The 21,838-nt window shown below is 41.8% G+C and carries 20 protein-coding genes and 1 other annotated feature; of the genes, 11 read left to right on the top strand and 9 right to left on the bottom strand.

Going from position 1 to position 21,838, the window contains the following annotated elements:
* Positions 1 to 329 precede the first annotated feature (329 nt).
* Together sltY and trpR are read left to right on the top strand one after the other, a co-directional pair.
* Complete coding sequence (gene sltY / locus PSF16_RS06045; protein WP_230083852.1) at positions 330 to 2,246, top strand: murein transglycosylase; 1,917 nt, start codon at positions 330 to 332, stop codon at positions 2,244 to 2,246.
* A 131-nt stretch (positions 2,247 to 2,377) separates the two neighbouring features.
* Positions 2,378 to 2,695, top strand: coding sequence for a trp operon repressor (gene trpR, locus PSF16_RS06050; protein ID WP_006662822.1), 318 nt, complete (start codon positions 2,378 to 2,380; stop codon positions 2,693 to 2,695).
* A gap of 83 nt (positions 2,696 to 2,778) precedes the next feature.
* Here the strand turns inward: trpR and yjjX are convergent, their stop codons facing one another.
* Positions 2,779 to 3,315 (bottom strand): inosine/xanthosine triphosphatase, encoded by a 537-nt coding sequence (gene yjjX, locus PSF16_RS06055; protein WP_006657125.1) that lies wholly within the window; start codon positions 3,313 to 3,315, stop codon positions 2,779 to 2,781.
* Between the two features lie 52 nt (positions 3,316 to 3,367).
* Here yjjX and gpmB point away from each other — a divergent pair, with 52 nt between their 5' ends.
* Positions 3,368 to 4,015 carry a 2,3-diphosphoglycerate-dependent phosphoglycerate mutase GpmB gene (gene gpmB, locus PSF16_RS06060; RefSeq protein WP_006657126.1) on the top strand — a complete coding sequence of 216 codons (648 nt, stop codon included), beginning with the start codon at positions 3,368 to 3,370 and terminating at the stop codon, positions 4,013 to 4,015.
* A gap of 74 nt (positions 4,016 to 4,089) precedes the next feature.
* Here gpmB and robA read toward each other — a convergent pair whose 3' ends face one another.
* Positions 4,090 to 4,992, bottom strand: coding sequence for an MDR efflux pump AcrAB transcriptional activator RobA (robA, locus tag PSF16_RS06065; protein ID WP_272688967.1), 903 nt, complete (start codon positions 4,990 to 4,992; stop codon positions 4,090 to 4,092).
* 182 nt (positions 4,993 to 5,174) lie between these two features.
* Here robA and creA point away from each other — a divergent pair, with 182 nt between their 5' ends.
* Positions 5,175 to 5,681 (top strand): protein CreA, encoded by a 507-nt coding sequence (creA, locus tag PSF16_RS06070; protein ID WP_006657128.1) that lies wholly within the window; start codon positions 5,175 to 5,177, stop codon positions 5,679 to 5,681.
* Positions 5,682 to 5,761: 80 nt separating this feature from the next.
* Here creA and PSF16_RS06075 read toward each other — a convergent pair whose 3' ends face one another.
* Together PSF16_RS06075 and arcA are read right to left on the bottom strand one after the other, a co-directional pair.
* On the bottom strand, positions 5,762 to 6,565 hold the full coding sequence (locus tag PSF16_RS06075) for an LEM-3-like GIY-YIG domain-containing protein (protein WP_006657129.1): 804 nt from the start codon (positions 6,563 to 6,565) through the stop codon (positions 5,762 to 5,764).
* Positions 6,566 to 6,705: 140 nt separating this feature from the next.
* Complete coding sequence (gene arcA / locus PSF16_RS06080) at positions 6,706 to 7,422, bottom strand: two-component system response regulator ArcA (protein WP_006657130.1); 717 nt, start codon at positions 7,420 to 7,422, stop codon at positions 6,706 to 6,708.
* A gap of 1,096 nt (positions 7,423 to 8,518) precedes the next feature.
* Between arcA and thrL the strand changes: the two genes are divergently transcribed.
* The 4 genes from thrL to thrC all read left to right on the top strand — a co-directional run bounded on the left by thrL (position 8,519) and on the right by thrC (position 13,390).
* The gene (gene thrL / locus PSF16_RS06085) at positions 8,519 to 8,614 is read left to right on the top strand and encodes a thr operon leader peptide (protein ID WP_071524960.1); all 96 of its coding nucleotides are present in this window, start codon (positions 8,519 to 8,521) and stop codon (positions 8,612 to 8,614) included.
* Positions 8,553 to 8,674 (top strand) — a sequence feature (Thr leader region). (Overlaps the previous gene by 62 nt.)
* Positions 8,675 to 8,698: 24 nt before the next feature.
* Complete coding sequence (gene thrA, locus PSF16_RS06090) at positions 8,699 to 11,158, top strand: bifunctional aspartate kinase/homoserine dehydrogenase I (protein WP_272688968.1); 2,460 nt, start codon at positions 8,699 to 8,701, stop codon at positions 11,156 to 11,158.
* Between the two features lie 3 nt (positions 11,159 to 11,161).
* Positions 11,162 to 12,091: a homoserine kinase gene (gene thrB, locus PSF16_RS06095; RefSeq protein WP_272688969.1), complete on the top strand. Its 930-nt coding sequence runs from the start codon at positions 11,162 to 11,164 to the stop codon at positions 12,089 to 12,091.
* Positions 12,092 to 12,094: 3 nt separating this feature from the next.
* The gene (gene thrC / locus PSF16_RS06100; RefSeq protein ID WP_272688970.1) at positions 12,095 to 13,390 is read left to right on the top strand and encodes a threonine synthase; all 1,296 of its coding nucleotides are present in this window, start codon (positions 12,095 to 12,097) and stop codon (positions 13,388 to 13,390) included.
* Between the two features lie 73 nt (positions 13,391 to 13,463).
* Here the strand turns inward: thrC and PSF16_RS06105 are convergent, their stop codons facing one another.
* The 4 genes from PSF16_RS06105 to yaaA all read right to left on the bottom strand — a co-directional run bounded on the left by PSF16_RS06105 (position 13,464) and on the right by yaaA (position 16,609).
* On the bottom strand, positions 13,464 to 14,126 hold the full coding sequence (locus PSF16_RS06105) for a hypothetical protein (protein ID WP_112860347.1): 663 nt from the start codon (positions 14,124 to 14,126) through the stop codon (positions 13,464 to 13,466).
* A 58-nt stretch (positions 14,127 to 14,184) separates the two neighbouring features.
* On the bottom strand, positions 14,185 to 14,403 hold the full coding sequence (locus tag PSF16_RS06110) for a hypothetical protein (RefSeq protein ID WP_006657135.1): 219 nt from the start codon (positions 14,401 to 14,403) through the stop codon (positions 14,185 to 14,187).
* Positions 14,404 to 14,629: 226 nt separating this feature from the next.
* Positions 14,630 to 15,625: an aldo/keto reductase gene (locus PSF16_RS06115; RefSeq protein WP_036974925.1), complete on the bottom strand. Its 996-nt coding sequence runs from the start codon at positions 15,623 to 15,625 to the stop codon at positions 14,630 to 14,632.
* Between the two features lie 207 nt (positions 15,626 to 15,832).
* Positions 15,833 to 16,609, bottom strand: a complete 777-nt coding sequence (gene yaaA, locus PSF16_RS06120; RefSeq protein WP_006657137.1) for a peroxide stress protein YaaA — start codon at positions 16,607 to 16,609, stop codon at positions 15,833 to 15,835.
* Positions 16,610 to 17,143: 534 nt separating this feature from the next.
* On the opposite strand from yaaA, the gene tal reads away from it, so the two are divergent.
* Both tal and mog read left to right on the top strand, forming a co-directional pair.
* The gene (gene tal, locus PSF16_RS06125; protein WP_006662814.1) at positions 17,144 to 18,097 is read left to right on the top strand and encodes a transaldolase; all 954 of its coding nucleotides are present in this window, start codon (positions 17,144 to 17,146) and stop codon (positions 18,095 to 18,097) included.
* Between the two features lie 207 nt (positions 18,098 to 18,304).
* Positions 18,305 to 18,889, top strand: coding sequence for a molybdopterin adenylyltransferase (gene mog, locus PSF16_RS06130; RefSeq protein WP_006657140.1), 585 nt, complete (start codon positions 18,305 to 18,307; stop codon positions 18,887 to 18,889).
* 91 nt (positions 18,890 to 18,980) lie between these two features.
* Here mog and satP read toward each other — a convergent pair whose 3' ends face one another.
* Positions 18,981 to 19,547, bottom strand: coding sequence for an acetate uptake transporter (satP, locus tag PSF16_RS06135; RefSeq protein WP_006657141.1), 567 nt, complete (start codon positions 19,545 to 19,547; stop codon positions 18,981 to 18,983).
* Between the two features lie 334 nt (positions 19,548 to 19,881).
* Between satP and dnaK the strand changes: the two genes are divergently transcribed.
* A complete protein-coding gene (gene dnaK / locus PSF16_RS06140) occupies positions 19,882 to 21,795 on the top strand; it encodes a molecular chaperone DnaK (protein ID WP_272688971.1) in 1,914 nt (637 codons plus the stop codon).
* Positions 21,796 to 21,838 lie beyond the last annotated feature (43 nt).

Consider the following 21,838-nt stretch of genomic DNA (forward strand, 5'->3'; position numbering starts at 1 on the left):
GTATTCACTATCTGAGTTTCTGTCAAACCTGCTTCTTGAATATGACTTTTGCAATAGTAGGGCAGAAAATCTAATTATAATTATCTTATTTTAGGGGAAGTCGGCAGAGGCCTATACCCGATCGCCCCTAGGCTGGTCTAGGTTATCCGTGTTGTCAGGGTTAACGAATCGAATAAGTAAAAGATTGTAAACCCAACCATTTCAAGAAATCTCCTCTGTCGCTGGCTGAAAACTTTAGGTAGCATTAACATTATTGATGTATCTAATAAATGCTTTATGTATGTTTGAGGTCAATCTCTAACAAGATTTAAGCGATGGAGCGAATAAATATGAAAGGTTGGTTAGCGGCGGTTCCGGTAACAATGTTGTTAGTCTCTACAGCAGTTTGGGCGGATTCTTTACAGGCACAACGTGAACGTTATCAAGCAATTAAACTTGCTTGGGATGCCAATAAAATGGATGAAGTCGAACGCTTAATGCCAACTTTACGTGATTATCCGTTGTATCCATATCTGGAATATCGCGAGTTGTCTCAAGATTTAGATATTATCTCGCCAAGACAAGCGCAAGAATTTATCAATGCTTATCCAACATTGCCAGTCGCTAAAACCTTAAAAAGTCGGTTCGTGAATGAGTTAGCTCGTCGCCAAGAGTGGGCATCATTATTGTCATTTAGCCCTGAACCGCCACAGCCAACGGAAGCACAATGTAATTTCTATTTTGCCAATTGGGCGACGGGAAATAAACAGGTCGCGTGGCAAGGTGCTGAAAAATTATGGCTGAATGGTAATTCCATGCCTACGGCGTGCGATAAGCTATTTACTGAATGGGAAAAAGCCGGATATCTTTCAACGGATATGATTTTGGCGCGTATTCACCTTGCTATCAAAGACGGTAACACGTCAACGGCAACTTACCTTGCGAAGCGCTTACCAAGTAGCTACAAAACTATTTCTGATGCACTTGTGAAACTGCAAAATGACCCTTCAACAGTGGTCACGTTTGCTAAAATTCTGACGCCAACTGATTTTACACGTCAAGCAACATTAGCTGGATTTAGCCGTTATGCACGTCAATCTCCTGATGCCGCTCGTTCTGCATTAGCGGGGATCAGTTCTGCCCAGAAAATGAATATGGCAGAAAACCAGCAAATGAAAGACAGCGTTGCTTGGCAGTATATGGGCGTTGATGTAACCCCAGAACAGGCAATGTGGCGTGACGAGGTGATCCGAGAAACTAACTCCGCAGCCTTAAAAGAGCGTCGAGTGCGTTTAGCTCTGGGAGAAGGGGATAAAACAGGTTTGGCTTCATGGCTGAGACAATTGCCAAATGAAGTGAAAAATAAAGAAGAGTGGCAATATTGGCAGGCTATCACGTTAATTGATCAGGGCAAAACCGCAGAAGGGGAAGCCATATTGCGTGAGTTAACCTCGAAGCGCGGATTCTATCCAATGGTTGCGGCCCAGCAACTAAAAATGGACTATCCGGTCATGGTGAACAAAGCGGTGAAACCCGATGAAAGTATTCGCAACATGCCGCAAATTCAACGTATTCGAGAGCTAATGTATTGGGAGATGGATAACCTTGCTCGCTCTGAGTGGATCAACTTAGTCTCTTCAATGTCCACGAATCAACAAGAGCAGCTGGCTCGTTATGCATTCGACAATAAATGGGCTGATCTTAGTGTTCAAGCGACGATCACAGCGAAATTGTGGGATCATCTTGAAGAGCGTTTCCCTCTTGCGTGGGAAAAACAGTTTGATAATTACACCCGCAGTAAAATGATCCAAAAAAGCTATGCAATGGCGATCGCTCGCCAAGAAAGTGCATGGAATCCACAAGCGCAATCGCCTGTGGGTGCGACGGGCTTAATGCAGTTAATGCCTGCGACCGCAAAACATACGGCGCAAAAGCAAGGGATCAGCGGCTATGTAAATGCAGGGCAATTGACCAACCCGGTGATGAATATTGAGCTAGGTACTGCGTATTTAGACGATGTTTATCAACAATTTGGCAATAACCGTATTCTAGCGAGTGCTGCTTACAATGCGGGACCATCTCGAGTCACGCGCTGGTTAGGCAACAGTGCAGGGCGTATTGATGCGGTGGCTTTTGTGGAAAGTATTCCGTTTGCAGAAACCCGTGGTTATGTGAAAAATGTGCTCTCTTACGATTTGTTTTATAAACATTTCTTAGGTGAGAAAGGTAATGTACTCTCTGCGTCAGAATGGAATATGAAGTACTGATCCGTGTGATGTACCATCTTATCGAGTGGCGCGATTGACCATCGATAAGATGGGCTGTGTATTTTTCATTAGGAGTAATAGTGTTCTGTGCTATTATTTGTACTAGTTTAATAGTATGGAAGGGTAGGATGATGACTGTAGAATATAAATCAGATCCGGCATTAACCGCCGATGAGAACGCGGATTGGCAACGTTTTGTGGAACTGCTGCAAATGGCTTTTGAGCAAAATATACAGGATTCAATTCTTCAATTATTACTGACACCGGATGAACGGACGGCATTAGGAACACGCGTAAGAATTGTACAAGAATTAATGCGTGGAAAAATGAGCCAACGCGAATTGAAAAATGAGCTGGGTGTTGGTATTGCCACCATTACTCGTGGTTCAAACAGTTTGAAGTCAGCTCCTATTCCGGTAAAAGAGTGGCTGGAATCTAAGCTATTGTAGTTTTTATAATTTTTTCAAAGTGCTACATGTAGGGCTCTTATTGCTAAGCGCCCTACATGCATTTTAGATTGTTTTGAGTATAATTAGTCTTCTATGTGATTTAGCTCTTTATAAATTTCGTGTTTGATAGGAACTAAAGCCAATATTAATGCTTGTTGATAAACGCTGGTGCGCGTTAATACGCCATTGGTGAAAAAGCCAATTGCACCGCCTTGTTGCTTGATATTATCAATACCAGTGAGATCAGCCATTTCATCTCCCAGTTCACGACCCTCACGGATCCCTGCAAGAACTTTTTCTGGGATCATAATGCTGGCGGAACGGGATTCTCCACGGATTTGATGATGCTCAATCACAATCCATGCAAATGTCATGTCATCTTCAACACCCGCCTCAATACCCACCCAAAAGTCGGCTTCTGGGCGTACTTGGCGTGATGCCATTACACGTTGTCTTGCTCCTGTACGGGTTTCATTATTACCGATAGGTTGCTGTGGAACACTGCTATCGACATTAATATCTTCAATTTGATAACTGCCAGGCCCAAAAACGGCATCGAAAGCAAGATGAATCGCTTTAATTTTGGCTGGATTCGTCGTTGCAGCTATAACTTGGTACATTAATTATTTTCCTTTGAACACATACTTTGTACAGTAATAACGGAACACATCTATGTTACAGGTTTATCTTGTTCGCCATGGCGAAACTGAATGGAACGTTGCTCGTCGCATACAGGGACAATCCGATAGCCCTTTGACGACACTTGGTCGCCAACAGGCAATGCAGGTCGCTCAACGGGTTAAATCCGAAGGTATTACCCATATTATCACTAGTGATATGGGACGCACACGAGAAACTGCACAAATTATTGCGCAAGTGTGCGGGTGTGAAATTATCACAGAACCGCGCCTGCGTGAATTAAATATGGGCGTTTTAGAACAGCGAGAGATAGGCTCGTTATCTGAACAGGAAGAACAATGGCGTCAAAGCCTGATAAATGGCGCTGAAGGTGGTCGAATTCCTGATGGTGAATCCATGGACGAGCTCTTCATGCGTATGTTTGCAGCACTCAATAGCTGCTTAGATTTGCCTGAGGGAAGTCGACCATTATTAGTTAGCCATGGTCTTGCACTCAGTACATTGCTAAGCCGTATCTTAGGCGTACCTGCAAATTCTCCACGTCGCTTACGTCTGCGCAATTGTTCATTATCTCGTGTGGATTACCAAAATAGCCCATGGCTAGCGAATGGTTGGATTGTCGAAACGGCAGGAGAAGTGACCCATCTTTCGCAACCCGCCCTTGATGAACAGCAAGGTTAAAAATCGAATAAATAAAAAAGGCGTTTCAATTCATGAAGCGCCTTTTTTTCGTGCGAGTGAAATTCTATAAAGATTTAATGAATTTCAGGCTTTTTAATCGGAACATAATAGCTAAATGTATCAATATGAGTTCTTGGATCCGCATCAGCGCTCACATGATGTTCCACATTTTTAATTTTATAGTGCTCAACGTCATAACCAGGGCGACGAGTCAGATTCAGTTTTGGCAAGTAAACCCCATAAACATGGTATAGGAACTCTTGCATTCGTTCTCTCGTGGCTTCTCCGTGATAGTTAAATTTCACGTACTCACCTGCAGGAATGGTGACATGGCTATATTCGGTATTACTAAAGCTAGCATCTTCAGGTTTAACCGCAGTGGTATAAAACACCGTTTGCTCATCATCTTTTTCTGAACTATGAATGGCATGGTGCAAACCGAACACTTCTGAAGCCACATGGGTGGTGTGCTCTAAATAGTACCGCCAGAAAGATTGACGCATTTGGGAACAGGCTGTTGACCATTCTTCAAGCGCATAAGAACAACTTTGTTCTAAGCCAACCAGTGGTTGCTCTTCCATGGTGATAAATTCATAATCAAGAGGTGAATGGTCATCTAAAACAATTGGAGGGCAGATGCCTGTTGCGCACCATTCTTCGGTACGGCGATAAAATGCTGGTGTGAGATTAAACTGTTTCTTGAATGCGCGTGTGAAAGTTTGTTGTGAGTCAAACCGATACTGTAATGCAATATCAAGGATGGGACGGCTAGTTAAACGTAACGCAACTGCGGCACGAGATAAGCGTCTAGCGCGAATATAAGCACCAATTGCTTGGTCGGTCACATCCTTGAACATTCTCTGTAAATGCCACTTTGAGTAACCCGCTCTAGCGGCAACATTATCCAATGATAATGGTTTATCAAGATTGTCATCTATCCAACGAAGAAGGTCGCGAATAATATTTGTTTGATCCATGGATATCCCCAGGCAATACGACTCACAGAACAGATATGAGTAATCAATGAATAGCTATTCTATAACAACTTATCATTTTCGTTTATAGTAAATGAGTTGTATTTAATATTTCATTAATAAACAGAATTATTGCCGTTTAGATTATTTGAAATTTAGACGTTAAGCTGAAAAGGGAATACTGTATGCGTTCTTCCAAATTTAAAAAGGGTATTGCGAAAGGCAATACACTGAAAAATCTCGTTTTGGGAACAATATTGTCTGCATTATCTTTTGTGGCAGCCGCAGAAGAAATTGGCTCAGTAGATACTGTTTTTAAAGTATTCGGTCCTGACCATAAAATTGTGGTAGAAGCATTTGATGACCCCGATGTTGCTAATGTCACTTGCTATTTAAGCCGCTCGAAAACAGGTGGAATTAAAGGTGGGCTTGGGTTGGCAGAAGACACATCTGACGCCGCAATTTCTTGCCAACAAGTGGGTCCTATTGAATTAAATGACCGCGTAAAACGTAACCCGAAAAAAGGGCAAGTAGTCTTCCAGAAGAGAACGTCATTGGTGTTTAAAAAGCTTCAAGTCGTTCGTTTTTACGACCCTAAACGTAACGCACTGATCTATTTAACCTATTCCGATAAGATGATTGATGGCTCGCCGAAGAATGCGCTGAGTGCGGTACCGATTATGCCGTGGTAATCCTTTTTGATATAAAAACCACCACTGATTACGTTTAAAGTCAGTGGCGGTTTTTTATGGCTCTTAGAAAATATAACTCACTAGATTTGTGTATCTGAATTATTAAAGCCAACTTTGAAAAATGGTTGAGCAAAGTTTCTATCTCGTTTTATGCTTTTACCCACATAAAGCGAACGTATTTCATCACTTGCTTTTCTGCCAATAAATTCCCAACGCCCACTTCCTTGAGTGACATTTCGAGTAAAGTATTGTTGAGTACCTGCTTCTACCCAAGAGTGAATTTCATACACTTCTTTAATGATATTGTTATAGGTAGCATAAGCATATTTTATATCTTGGTTTTTTCGAGGGGGGTTATGCCATACTCCACGAGTTGCCTCAAATAATTCAAGTTCACTCATATTAAATCTATAAAGCTTATTTAAAATAAACCCTATACCTTGGTGCTTAATATCTGAAACATTCATAACTTCTTGTGAATAAAGTGAAGCTGTTTCTTCTAATGTTAATCGTCCTTGCTTGAGAATATCAATGTCATTACTGGTGCTTTTACCATTGATCTTATTGGTTAAACCCTCAAGCCCGTACAAGTCTATGCAAGTTGTTTCTACCATAAAAGCCGTGTCTGAATCTAAACCATGACAAAGAATATCAATACCCAGTAAGTTTTCTTTATGTAATTCATAAATTCGTTTTAGCTTTGGGTCTTCCTCTCTTGATAGTTTATCTCTCGTTAATGCATCTTTAATATGTGTTAAACAACGAGAGCCTGTACCTTTCCCGATATAAAAAGGAATTCGGGTCGTTCCTGTAACTTCGCATAAGGCATAAACATAAAATTTGAGGCTACTGAGTGTATTTTTATATTGGTTAAAATCAGTCATGGGTTCTACCTATAAATATGTGATGAATAGATAGATATATCGGAATATTATTCGAGTTATTTAATGCCACATTAAGTTTTTATATTTTGCAGTCAATAAAAAACCGGCTTTCGCCGGTTCTGTGCATAGCTTAGTGACGATTACTCGTCTAAATCACCGCAGAAACGGTAACCTTCACCATGGATAGTGGCGATGATTTCTGGGGTATCAGGTGTTGACTCGAAGTGCTTACGAATACGACGAATCGTTACGTCAACAGTTCTGTCGTGTGGTTTTAACTCACGACCTGTCATTTTCTTCAGTAAGTCTGCACGGGTTTGAATTTTGCCTGGGTTTTCACAGAAATGCAGCATTGCACGGAATTCACTACGTGGTAATTTGTAGTGCTCACCCGCAGGGCTGACTAATGAACGGCTATTAATATCTAATTCCCAGCCATTGAATTTATAGCTTTCAACTAGACGACGTTCTTCTGAGCCACCGGCTAAATTCATAGTTCGGGACAGTAAGTTACGTGCACGGATAGTCAATTCGCGTGGGTTGAATGGTTTGGTGATGTAATCATCTGCACCAATTTCCAGACCAAGGATTTTATCAACTTCGTTATCACGACCAGTTAAGAACATTAATGCAATACTTTCTTGCTCGCGTAATTCACGAGCTAGCAGTAAACCGTTTTTACCTGGTAAGTTTATATCCATGATCACTAAGTTGATGTCATGTTCTGAAAGAACATTGTTCATTTCTTCACCATCGGTGGCTTCGTGAACAACATAACCTTCCGCTTCAAAGATACTTTTCAGCGTATTACGTGTGACAATCTCGTCTTCAACGATCAAAATGTGTGGGGTCTGCATATTTGCTACCTAAAGTATTAAAATAAAAATACTGAACCCATGAGCCGTTTCCAGTTAGGTGGTTGTTGGTATGATTATCTGGAAAAACACGTTCATGAGTATAAATTTGTCTTTACATTTTTCAGTGACTTAACGCTGCCTATCCGCTAGGCAAAAGGCTGTAAAACGAACCAAAACTTAAGCACTTTCCCAATATTGGGCTGTTAACAGCAATATAACAGCTAATACTGCATTTACCACCTAAAAAACTAACTTTTGTTGATACATATCAAAATCAATTGTAGCACGTTAACAATGATTGTTAGGTAGATAATTATACCAAAATTATTTGTTATTGAGATATCGAAATGATGACAAAAACAAGATGAAAAAATTGAGATACTGCCATTTTTTCAGCGTGATATCACAAATAAAGGGGGATCTTAATAGGGATAGTAAGATGGTGATTTGACTTAAGTTTGTTTGCGAGTTGGTTTTCTGCTCCCTTGAATAATGTAAAATTATTGAAGAGTAAAATTTTGTTATTTACCCCAAAATCGCGTAAAAATAGTATTTTTGGTTTTTTATAGTCTAAAGTAAGGGGTTGTACTTATCCACTTTGCGTGAATCTATTTTTTTTTACAAAAATGCAATAAACCGCCTCAGAAATATCCGAATTAATGTTTTCATGATAATAATGAGTCAGCTAATTATTTTGAGCGCCAATGTACAATTTTGATCTGAAACTAAGTAACGTTTTTTTACAGTTGGGGTGAATATTGATCTGAATTCGCTAAACTCTGAAGCTTGGAAATTTGACGCTATTTGCCTCAAATTGATTGTGGGGTCTGGAGATAGATAACACACCATAAAGTTTGCCTTTTGGTTGTTTTTTGTACGCAAAAATAATTTTTATTTTAAATAAAATTAAAAACCATTAATTTAAGAATAAATGAACTTTATGACTAAATGTCAGCGATAAACTCTCTTTTTATGAAGATTTTTTTGATGATAGCAGAGGATCGCTTAGCTGAATTTAGAGGCTTTGAGGGGGTGTAAATGCAAATAAATTTGACATTATTATGCGATTACTTTAACCGTATAGGGAGAAACCAAAATGTTCCCTACGAGACAAACAAAATTTATGCGTAACATCAGCCTGATTACGATTATTACCACCACCACCGTGACCACAGGAAACGGGGCGGGCTGACGCATCCAAAAAATAAAAATGAAAAAGCCCGCATCCTAAAAAGATGTGGGCTTTTTTTTGGCGCTAATTCAGGAGAGAAATACCATGCGTGTGCTTAAATTTGGCGGTACCTCAGTTGCAAATGATGAACGGGTACTCAATGTTGCTGACATCGCTGAAAGTAAATTAGCTGATGGGCAAGTGGCTTTGGTGCTATCGGCACCAGCTAAGATTACTAACCATTTGGTCGCAATGATTGAAAAAACAGCAGCAGGTCAAGATGTCATCACGCGTGTCAGTGATGCAGAGATGATTTTTGCTAATCTGTTAAAGGGCTTAAAAGAAAAACAACCCGGTTTTGAATATGACAAGCTGAAAAAACTCACTGAGCATGAATTCGCGCAAATCAAGCAAGTACTGCATGGTATTACTCTTCTAGGGCAATGTCCTGATAGCATCAACGCCTCAATTATCTGCCGTGGAGAAAAACTCTCCATCGCCATCATGGAATCGGTATTAAAAGCACGTGGTCACCAAGTGACAGTTATTGATCCGGTAAAAAGCTTACTGGCAAAAGGTCACTACCTTGAGTCCACTGTGGATATCAATGAATCAACGAAGCGTATTGCTGAGCTAAATATCCCTAAAGATCATTTTATTCTAATGGCAGGTTTTACTGCGGGGAATGATAAAGGGGAGCTGGTTGTTTTAGGGCGCAATGGTTCCGACTATTCGGCTGCGGTATTAGCGGCATGCTTACGTGCAGATTGTTGTGAGATCTGGACGGATGTTGATGGTGTTTATACTTGTGACCCGCGTTTAGTGCCAGATGCACGCTTACTTAAAGGCATGTCATATCAAGAAGCGATGGAGCTCTCTTATTTTGGTGCGAAAGTTCTGCACCCACGTACTATCGCACCAATTGCACAATTCCAAATTCCTTGTCTCATCAAAAATACCACTAATCCAAGCGCGCCGGGTACGCTGATTGGTGATGGGCAAACGGATGTTAGCACGCCTGTAAAAGGGATCACTAACCTGAATAACATGGCGATGATCAACGTTTCAGGTCCGGGAATGAAAGGTATGGTTGGCATGGCCGCCCGTATTTTCTCGGTGATGTCTCGTAAAGGGATTTCCGTGGTGTTGATCACTCAGTCATCTTCTGAATACAGTATCAGCTTCTGTGTTCCTCAAAATGAGTTACAGCGTGCCCGTGGTGCGTTAGAAGAAGAGTTCTATTTAGAGCTTAAAGATGGTGTGTTAGACCCGTTAGATGTGATGGAGCAGCTGGCTATTATCTCCGTTGTAGGGGATGGTATGCGCACATTGAAAGGTATCTCAGCTCGTTTCTTCTCTGCATTAACGCGCGGCAACATCAATATTGTTGCGATAGCCCAAGGTTCATCAGAGCGTTCCATTTCTGCGGTTATCGCTAATGAGTCGGCAACTTCAGCGGTACGCTTATGCCATCAAATGTTATTCAATGCTGAGCAAGTGATTGAAGCCTTTATCGTCGGTGTTGGCGGGGTGGGTAATGCATTGATCGAACAGATTCACCGTCAACAGCAATGGCTGAAGCAAAAACATATTGATCTGCGCGTGTGCGGTATCGCCAACTCAAGAGCAATGTTGATTAATATGCAAGGGATTGATTTAGATAACTGGAAAACTGAATTAGCGGAAGCTAAAGAGCCATTTAGTCTTAGCCGCCTGATCCGTTTAGAACGCGAGTATCACTTCTTAAATCCGGTGATCATCGACTGTACCTCTAACCAAGAAATTGCAGAGCAATATGCCAGCTTCTTAAAAGATGGTTTTAACGTTGTGACGCCGAACAAAAAAGCCAACACATTATCGATGGATTATTATCATCAATTACGTGAGGCAGCAGAGAGTTCGAAACGTAAATTTCTCTACGATACCAACGTAGGGGCAGGATTACCGGTTATTGAGAACTTACAAAACTTGCTCAATGCAGGGGATGAATTGGTTCACTTTAGTGGGATCTTATCCGGTTCACTGTCCTTCATTTTCGGTAAGCTGGATGAAGGCATGTCTTTATCTGAAGCGACAACATTGGCAAAAGAAAAAGGTTTTACTGAGCCTGATCCTCGTGATGATTTATCTGGAATGGATGTGGCACGTAAGCTACTGATTTTAGCTCGTGAAGCAGGCTATGAACTCGAACTCAGTGATATTGAAATTGAATCTGTACTCCCTACTGACTTTGATAGTTCCGGGAGCATTGCTGAATTTATGGCGCGTCTCCCACAATTAGATGAACCTTTTGCAGCGCGTATAAAAGCCGCTGAAGCCGAAGAAAAAGTGTTACGCTATGTGGGTCTTATCGAAGAAGGTCGTTGTCAGGTGAAAATGGTTGCCGTTGACGGAAATGACCCACTGTTTAAAGTGAAAAATGGCGAAAACGCATTGGCATTTTACACACGCTACTATCAACCAATTCCTTTAGTATTAAGAGGTTATGGCGCTGGTAATGATGTAACAGCAGCGGGTGTATTTGCGGATATGCTGCGTACCCTATCATGGAAATTGGGAGTTTAAGAAGTGATCAAAGTTTATGCACCCGCTTCAATTGGCAATGTGAGCGTTGGGTTTGATGTGCTTGGCGCAGCAGTCTCTCCGATTGATGGCTCGCTACTCGGCGACTGTGTCAGCATTGAAGTAGCGAAGACATTTTCATTAGAAAACAAAGGTCGGTTTGTTTCTAAGTTACCGAAAAAAATGGAACACAACATTGTTTACCAGTGCTGGGAACTGTTTTGCGAGCGACTGGGTAAAAAGCTGAATGTGGCAATGACCCTTGAAAAAAACATGCCGATTGGCTCTGGTTTAGGTTCAAGTGCATGTTCTGTGGTGGCTGCACTGATGGCGCTTAATGAATTTGCTGACAAGCCATTTGATGAAACTGCATTGCTTGGCATGATGGGGGAGTTAGAAGGGCGTATTTCCGGCAGTATTCATTATGATAACGTTGCACCGTGCTATTTGGGTGGTTTACAACTGATCATTGAGCAAAATGGCATTATTTCTCAGCCAGTACCTGCGTTCGAAAATTGGTATTGGGTGATGGCGTACCCTGGCATCAAAGTATCGACTGCGGAAGCGCGCGCTATTTTACCTGATAGTTATTCTCGCCATGACATTGTGAACCATGGGCGTTATCTATCTGGCTTTATCCATGCTTGCCATACTCATCAGCCTGAATTAGCGGTGACGATGATTAAAGATGTTGTGGCGGAGCCATATCGTACACAACTGCTCCCTGGTTTTGCGAAGGCGCGCGAACATGCGAAGCAAATTGGGGCATTAGCCTGTGGTATTTCAGGTTCAGGACCAACGATATTCACAATTTGCGATGATAAAAAAATCGCGGAAGAGATGGTGCAGTACCTACAACAACATTACATTCAAAATGATGAAGGCTTTGTGCATATCTGTCGTTTAGATATGGCGGGTGCAAGGACAATAGGGTAAACGATGAAACTGTATAATTTAAAAGATAACAACGAACAGGTCAGCTTCGCGCAAGCCGTGAAACAGGGATTAGGTAAGCAGCAGGGTCTCTTTTTCCCTCAAGACTTACCTGAGTTTAGCGCTAGTGAAATTGATGAATTGCTGAAATTGGATTTTGTCACTCGTAGTAGCCGTATTTTAAGTGCATTTATCGGCGACGAAATTCCTGCGGATCAGCTTGCTGCTCGGGTCAACGCTGCGTTTGCTTTCCCAGCTCCCGTTTCTAAAGTTGAAGATGATGTTGCGACTTTAGAGTTATACCACGGACCTACATTAGCATTTAAAGACTTTGGCGGGCGTTTTATGGCGCAAGCATTAAGCCAAGTAGCCGGTGGGGCACCCGTGACTATCTTAACAGCAACGTCAGGGGATACAGGCGCTGCGGTAGCACATGCATTTTATGGTTTGGATAATGTCCAAGTCGTGATCTTGTACCCAGAAGGCAAAATTAGCCCTCTGCAAGAAAAGTTGTTCTGCACACTGGGTAAAAATATTCATACTGTGGCAATTAAAGATGATTTCGATGCGTGTCAGGCGCTAGTAAAACATGCTTTTGATGATGAAGAATTGAAAAAAGCCCTGTATTTGAATTCAGCTAACTCAATCAACATTAGCCGCCTATTAGCGCAAATTTGCTATTACTTTGAAGCCGTTGCTCAGATCCCAGCAGAAAAACGTGATCAATTGGTGATCTCAGTCCCAAGCGGTAACTTTGGGGATCTGACCGCCGGCTTATTGGCAAAATCCATGGGATTACCAGTAAAACGCTTTATTGCTGCGACTAACGTTAATGATACGGTTCCTCGCTACCTAGTCGATGGAAAATGGGCACCGCATCAAACGGTGGCAACTTTATCTAATGCAATGGATGTGAGTCAGCCAAATAACTGGCCACGTATTGAGGAATTATTCCGCCGTAAAGGGTGGTCATTAAAAGACCTTGGTTACGGGGCGGTGAGTGATGAAGTGACTCAAGAGACGGTACGTGAGCTGGACAAAAAGGGGTATTTATCTGAGCCTCATGCTGCGGTTGCGTATCGTGTGCTGCGTGATCAATTACAAGATGGTGAGTATGGCTTGTTCTTGGGAACTGCTCACCCAGCGAAATTTAAAGAGAGCGTTGAAGCGATTTTAAATAAGCAAATTACACTGCCACAAGAACTGGCTGAACGCGCAGATTTACCACTGCTTTCTCACTTCTTACCATCAGATTTCGCTCAGTTACGTGAATTTTTAATGAAGTTAGCGCCTAAACAATAGTTTTTATCAATAGGTGGTTTAAAAACGGAAGCTAAGTTGGCTTCCGTTTTTTATGGTGTCGTTTATTGGAGGATCAATAGATTGAGCCATCTGCGCCATCTTGACCGCCATTTGGTCCGCCTTTTCCACCTTTACCCGCTTGTCCTCCGATACCTGCATTTCCACCATTTCCGCCATTACCACTCCCGTCACCATCTCCTCCATTGCCTCCGTGACCGCCATTGCTTCCTCCATGCCCTCCATTACCCCCATTTCCATTGGTGGAGCCGTTACCGCCATTTCCTCCGTTACCTAAACCATCTCCGTTGCCACCGTGTCCGCCATTACCCCCATTTATTCCCCCATTCCCACCGTTACCGCCATTTCCATTACTGCCTGGTGTGGCGTGTCCCCCATGACTACCGTGCCCATTGTTGCCGCCATTCCCTCCATTTCCTCCATGTTGGCCATTACCTCCAGAGCCCCCATTTCCACCTAGACCTCCATTGTGGTCATTACCACCGCTGCCATTTTGACCGTGGCTACCATTGATAGATTGTTCCGAGAAATAAAAATAATGACCGTGGCAATAAAGAGGTACACAAAAATTAGATCGATAAATATTATCGATAATAATAAATTTATTTATATTAAATAAATTATGTTTATTAAGTTGAAAGTTATTTGAATGACTTAGTATTGGTGTTGTTGTGAAAAATAAAATAGTGAATAATTGAAATAGAGATTGAGTTTTCATTGTATCCTCCATCCCCCCTTATTAGAGAAGGGGGGAATAATTAAATAATCGGGTTTATTTAATTTCCATTGCCGCCATTACCACCATTTCCACCATGCCCACCGCTACCACCACTTCCGCCATTACCACCATTGCCTCCGTGTCCGCCATTACCGCCATTTCCGCCATTGCTCCATAAGTATTCAGTGGTAGATTGCTGGTCATTAACCGGTATTGTCATAGCAAAAGTTGATAAAGGGAATAATAAGGTGATTAGGATAGTAGAGATTTTACGCATATAAATTCCTCGTTATAAAGTGAATTAATTAAACTGCAAATAAAGCTTAAATGACTCACTTAAATAATTAAAGAATGTTGTTGGTTAATTAATGGATTAAATTTAGTCTAGGTGAATATAAAATAGTAAACAAAAGTTTTATTCGTTCGTTTGTATTTAAATAAATATACGAAAATAGAAAGCTATCCCTTAAATACCTTATTAAGCGATAGCTCTAGCAGAAAGGTTAAATAGAATCTTCAAGAATAAGCTCAATGGCCTTTAATTCATCTTGGTTAAAATCCCGTTTTTCCATCATACCGAGTGCATCATCAATTTGGCTGATACGGCTTGCTCCAATGAGTACAGAGGTAATACGGTCGTGACGTAGTAACCACGCAAGGGACATTTGGCTCAGTTTTTGTCCTCGAGCGAATGCAAGGTCATTGAGCTTTTTCACTTTAGCCAGCACAGCAGAGGTCAGTCTTTCTGGAGGGAGTGATGGATTACCTGCGGCACGAGAATCAGCAGGAATGCCATTAAGATATCGGTCCGTTAAAATCCCGCCAGCTAATGGAGAATAAGCAATAGAGCCGACACCTTCTTCTTCGAGTAAATCAAGAAGACCTTCTTCAGGTGTTCGTTCTAGCATGGAATACTTGGGTTGATGGATTAAGCAAGGAGTGCCCAGTTGCTCGAGAATACGAATGGCTTCTTGCGCGGTTTCTGCGGGGTAGTTAGAGATTCCTACATAGAGAGCCTTACCTTGACGAACAATCAGATCAAGGGCAGCCATCGTTTCTTCCAATGGTGTTTGAGGATCAGGTCTATGGTGATAGAAAATATCTACGTAATCGACCCCAATTCTTTTTAAACTTTGGTTCAGGCTAGCAATTAAATATTTTTTACTGCCCCAATCCCCATAAGGTCCTTCCCACATGGTGTAACCTGCTTTAGAGGAGATGATCATTTCATCACGATAAGGTAGAAAATCTTGCTTAAGGATACGCCCAAATTGTTGTTCTGCGGAGCCTGGAGGGGGACCGTAATTATTGGCAAGATCGAAATGAGTGATGCCATGATCAAAAGCATGCCTTAGCATGGCACGGCAGTTATCAATTGGTTTGTTATCACCAAAATTATGCCAGAGTCCCAAAGAGATAAGTGGGAGTTTTAATCCACTCCGACCGCACTGACGATATTCCATTTCTGTGTAACGATGTGATGCAGCAGAATATGGCATTGATCACCTCCAAAATAAATGGCAAAGACTGACTTGGATTCTGGCATAAGTCTTTCAAGTCCACTGGTGAAAGAATGCTATACCCCATGCGCGTGTTTATTTTATCGCCAAATTGTGACGGAGATTTGAAATAGAGTGTCGAATGTTGAGTATGAATTTTGTAGGGCGTGGTGTGCACCCTACAAATCAAGATGGTGAGTTTGGTTTTTAAGCTTGTTCGGGGCGTGTAAAGACTAATTCATTGCCTTTCGATTGTGACTGGTCAAACTGATAACCGTCTAAATTAAAGTCGGACAACTGTTCTGATTTAGTGAGTTTATTTTGGATAATAAAACGGCTCATTAATCCTCGTGCTTTTTTTGCATAAAAGCTGATGACTTTATATTTACCATTTTTTTCATCTAAGAAGACCGGCTTGATAATTGTGCCGTCTAATTTTTTGGTGTTCACAGATTTAAAATATTCATCAGATGCTAAATTAACGAGGATGTTATCCCCTTGGGCCGCGAGCGCCTTATTCAAATGCTCAGTGATGATGTTTCCCCAAAATTCGTATAAGTCTTTGCCGCGGCTATTTTTAAGGCGGATACCCATTTCTAAACGATAAGGTTGCATTAAATCTAATGGGCGTAAAACACCGTATAACCCTGATAACATACGTAAATGTTGTTGAGCAAATTCGAAATCAGCAGGCGAGAAGGTCTCTGCTTGCATACCAGTATACACATCACCTTTAAAGGCAAGGATAGCTTGGCGTGCGTTATCAGGAGTAAAGTTGGGTTGCCATTCACCAAAACGCGCTGCATTTAATCCTGCGAGTTTGTCACTGATTTTCATTAGGCTTGCGATATCTGCCGGCGTGAGTTTTCGGCACGTTTTTATTAATTTCTCAGATTCAGAGAGTAGCTCTGGTTGGGTAAAAGTGTCGATAGGTAGCGGGCTTTCGTAGTCTAATGTTTTGGCAGGTGAAATGGTAATCAGCATAACTTGACCCTTATGATAGTAAATTTATCCGTTACTTTAACAAAAAATCGGATGGAATAGCGAATCGCTGTAATAAGTCGCTCTTATGATGGTTATCTGGTTTACTGAGGTTATGACACTCTCAAGCTAAATGCATTCAGTTCCTAAGGTTATTGCGAAAACGATTGCTGATCAAATAGTTGCTTGCAAGGATATTTCCTCGCTTGCAGCAACGTAGATGCGTGATATTATCATGGGACGGTGCGGCGCTAGCCTCAATTCCTTAATAATACACAAAGTAGTTTAAGTTGCAGGTAGGCGGCAAGAAATCGAATTCCTAGGAGCATACACAAGTATGTGACTAGGATGAGTGAATGCAGCCAACACCCCTACAACTTGAAGCATGACGGGTTCACCCTAAATAGTTCAAGTGGTAGGTAGGCGGCAAGAAAATGAATTCCTAGGAGCATACACAAGTATGTGACTAGGATGAGTGAACGCAGCCAACACCCCTACAACTTGAAATATGACGGGTATAACAACGAGATTAAAGAAATGACCGACAAACTAACCTCCTTACGTAGTCTGACAACTGTTGTTGCCGACACTGGCGACATCGAAGCGATGAAGCTGTACAAACCACAAGATGCGACGACTAACCCATCGCTGATTTTAAATGCTGCACAAATTCCTGAATACCGTAAATTAATTGATGAAGCGGTAGAATGGGCTCGTAAGCAAAGTAACAACCGTGAGCAACAAATTGTCGATGCATGTGACAAACTGGCTGTTAATATCGGTCTGGAAATTCTGAAATTAGTACCGGGTCGTATCTCAACAGAAGTTGATGCGCGTCTTTCTTATGATGAAGAAGCGTGTATTACTAAAGCTCGCCGTTTGATGAAAATGTACAACGAAGCTGGTATCAGCAACGATCGTATTTTGATCAAATTAGCCTCTACTTGGCAGGGTATCCGCGCTGCGGAAAAACTGGAAAAAGAAGGCATCAACTGTAACTTAACCTTATTATTCTCTTTTGCTCAAGCGCGTGCTTGTGCGGAAGCGGGTGTTTACCTGATCTCCCCATTCGTGGGTCGAATCCTTGACTGGTACAAAGCAAACACAGATAAGAAAGAGTTTGCTGCACACGAAGATCCAGGCGTGGTTTCAGTGACTGAAATTTACAACTTCTATAAAGCGCATGGTTATAAAACTGTCGTAATGGGCGCAAGCTTCCGTAACGTTGGTGAAATCATTGAGCTAGCGGGTTGCGACCGTCTGACAATCTCTCCAGCATTACTGAAAGAGCTGTCTGAATCACAAGGTGAATTAGTTTGTAAGCTGAAAGATGCTGGCAAAACTCAAGAGCCGGGCGCTAAATTGACAGAAGCTGAGTTCTACTGGCAGCATAACCAAGATCCAATGGCGGTTGATAAACTGTCTGACGGTATCCGTAAGTTCGCTGTTGACCAAGAAAAACTGGAAAAAATGATCGCAGCTCTGCTGTAATTTCCTTTTTCTTAGAAAACCCAGTCAAATTGGCTGGGTTTTTTTATGTCGTTTTTTCATTGATTAAACTCGCAATTCCATATTTCGGCACAAACACGACGCTGTCAGCGATTCATGCTCATGGTATGATGCAGCATGTTTATTATTGTTGGTGTGGTATTTTCTCGCCAAGTGAACGAATTTAAATGATTAATTTTTGAGGTTTGTATGAATGAGTTGCGCATAGGTCTGGTGTCGGTTTCTGATCGTGCTTCAGGCGGTATCTACGAAGATAAAGGGATCCCAGCACTCGAGGAGTGGCTAACGAAAACAATCACCACACCTTTTCGTGTAGAAACTCGTTTGATCCCTGATGAGCAAGTCATGATAGAGCAGACGCTGTGTGAGCTGGTGGACGAGTTTTCTTGCCATTTAGTTTTGACAACGGGTGGGACAGGACCAGCTCGCCGCGATGTCACGCCAGATGCGACTCTCGCCATTGCTGATCGTGAAATGCCAGGATTTGGAGAGCAGATGCGCCAAATCAGCTTGAAATTCGTACCAACAGCGATTTTATCTCGTCAAGTCGGCGTGATCCGTAATCAGTCATTGATTCTAAATTTACCGGGGCAGCCAAAAGCGATTGCTGAAACCTTGGAAGGCCTGAAAGATAAAGAAGGGAATGTATTAGTATCGGGTATTTTTGCCAGCGTTCCTTATTGTATTCAACTACTTGATGGTCCATACATTGAAACGGATGAGACTATCGTTAAAGCATTCAGACCAAAATCCGCCATTCGTGTAGTTGAGTGATCTCTTCTAAAAAATCAGGCAGAGCGTCATGCCTGCCTGATAATTCTGATTACAGCTTCTATTAATATTCGAAATTAGCTACGTCGTAAAACTAACTACGCTGACCAATTGGCAGAATTGTTTTGCCATACTGCTCATTCAAGACTTCAGCCATTGCTAGATAAAAGGCGCTTGCGCCACAGATAATCCCTTCATAGCCAGCGAACTGAAGTAAAGTGGCATTGTTCGTGAAATTGCCTATTGCTAACATGGCGAACAGTACGGTTAAGCTGCCGAAGATAAATTGCAGCACAAAGTTTGTTTTGAAGGTGCCTAAGAACATAAAGAATGTAAAAATTCCCCACAACAGCAGGAACATCCCTAAAAATGCAGGATCAGTGGCTTCTGCTAATCCCATAGTAGGTAAAAACAGCAAACCGACTAATGCAAGCCAAAAAAAGCCGTAAGAGGTAAATGCAGTTGCACCGAAAGTATTGCCTTTCTTATATTCAATAATTCCAGCAATCACTTGCGCGATACCACCGTAGAAAATTCCCATGCTTAAAATAACCGATGAGAGAGGGAAAAAACCTGCATTATGAATATTCAGCAGGATTGTTGTCATACCAAAGCCCAATAAACCGAGTGGGCCTGGATTGGCAAGCGAACTAGATTGCATATAACCTCTGGTAAAGTATTTAAAAATCAAATAGATATAATGAATGATTATTCCCCTATAGGAAGGGGAGGCGCATAATACGCAGTTTTAATTGTCGAAACAATGATCAAGAGACGGGTTTATTTACATTAAATGTAAAATTTTTTTAGTTTTCCCCCTTGATGAATGAATTTGTGACCCCATCTTTAAGACATCAACAGTTATCAATCTAAATTATTGCGAGTTGCAAAAAAAATTAAGGTTGGAGTAAAAACTCCCTTGAAAATGAAATATTGAGCCTTATATAGATTGATATCGAAATTAAATGAAAAGAATTCCTTTGGAGGCGTTTTAAATGGGTAAAATTATTGGTATCGACTTAGGTACAACTAACTCATGCGTTGCAATTATGGATGGCACTACTGCGCGTGTTCTTGAGAACAGCGAAGGTGATAGAACTACTCCTTCCATCATTGCGTATACACAAGATGGTGAAATTTTAGTTGGTCAGCCAGCAAAACGTCAGGCTGTAACTAACCCAGAAAACACATTATTTGCGATCAAACGTTTGATCGGTCGTCGTTTCCAAGACGAAGAAGTTCAGCGCGACGTGTCTATCATGCCATACAAAATTATTGCGGCTGATAACGGTGATGCGTGGTTAGATGTGAAAGGCCAAAAAATGGCTCCACCACAAGTCTCTGCTGAAGTTTTGAAAAAAATGAAGAAAACTGCGGAAGATTATCTGGGTGAGCCAGTAACTGAAGCGGTTATCACTGTACCAGCATACTTTAACGATGCTCAGCGTCAAGCAACCAAAGATGCGGGTCGTATCGCTGGTTTAGACGTAAAACGTATCATCAACGAACCAACAGCAGCAGCGCTGGCGTACGGTTTGGATAGAGAAGTCGGCAACCGTACTATCGCGGTATATGACTTAGGTGGTGGTACATTCGACTTATCTATCATCGAAATCGATGAAGTTGATGGCGAAAAAACCTATGAAGTTCTGGCAACCAACGGTGATACTCACTTAGGTGGTGAAGACTTCGATACTCGTTTAATCAACTACTTAGTTGATGAGTTTAAGAAAGAACAAGGTGTTGACCTGCGCAATGATCCGCTGGCAATGCAACGTCTGAAAGAATCTGCTGAAAAAGCAAAAATTGAGCTGTCTTCCGCTCAACAAACTGACGTTAACCTGCCATACATCACTGCGGATGCAACTGGTCCAAAACACATGAACATCAAAGTGACTCGTGCAAAACTGGAGTCACTGGTAGAAGATTTAGTTAAACGTTCTATGGAGCCAGTCAAAGTTGCTCTGCAAGACGCTGGCTTAAGCGTAGGTGACATCAACGACGTTATCTTAGTTGGTGGTCAGACTCGTATGCCAATGGTTCAAAAAGTGGTTGCTGATTTCTTCGGTAAAGAACCACGTAAAGATGTGAACCCAGATGAAGCCGTTGCAATCGGTGCAGCAGTACAAGGTGGTGTATTAGCAGGTGATGTTAAAGACGTTCTGTTACTTGATGTAACACCACTGTCTTTAGGTATCGAAACCATGGGTGGCGTGATGACTTCGTTAATTTCGAAAAACACCACTATCCCAACTAAACACAGCCAAGTGTTCTCAACTGCTGAAGATAACCAAGCTGCCGTGACTATTCACGTGCTGCAAGGTGAACGTAAACGTGCAAGTGATAACAAATCACTGGGTCAGTTTAATTTAGATGGTATTCAAGCAGCACCACGCGGCATGCCACAAATCGAAGTGACTTTTGACATCGATGCGGATGGTATCTTGCATGTTTCTGCGAAAGACAAAAACAGCGGTCGTGAGCAAAACATTACCATTAAGGCTTCTTCTGGTCTGAATGATGAAGAAATCGAAAAAATGGTACGTGATGCGGAAGCAAACGCTGAAGCAGACCGTAAATTTGAAGAGTTAGTACAGGTTCGTAACCAAGCTGACCAACTGATCCACGGTACTCGTAAACAAATCGAAGAAGCGGGCGATAAATTACCAGCAGAAGATAAAGCTAACATCGAAAAAGCAACTTCAGAATTAGAAGTCGCTTCTAAAGGTGAAGATAAAGCTGATATCGAAGCGAAAATCCAAGTGCTGGTAACGGCATCTGCGAAACTTCTGGAAATTGCACAGCAACAAGCTCAAGCGGGCGCTGCGGGTGCAGGTGCAGAAGCGAAGAAAGATGACGACGTTGTTGATGCTGAATTCGAAGAAGTTAACGACAAAGACAAAAAATAAGGCCCTTAGCGGGCGCAGTGACTATAGCAAGAATGTGACATAG

Origin of the sequence: Providencia sp. PROV033, from assembly GCF_028484855.1 — a bacterium.
Lineage (GTDB): Bacteria > Pseudomonadota > Gammaproteobacteria > Enterobacterales > Enterobacteriaceae > Providencia > Providencia alcalifaciens.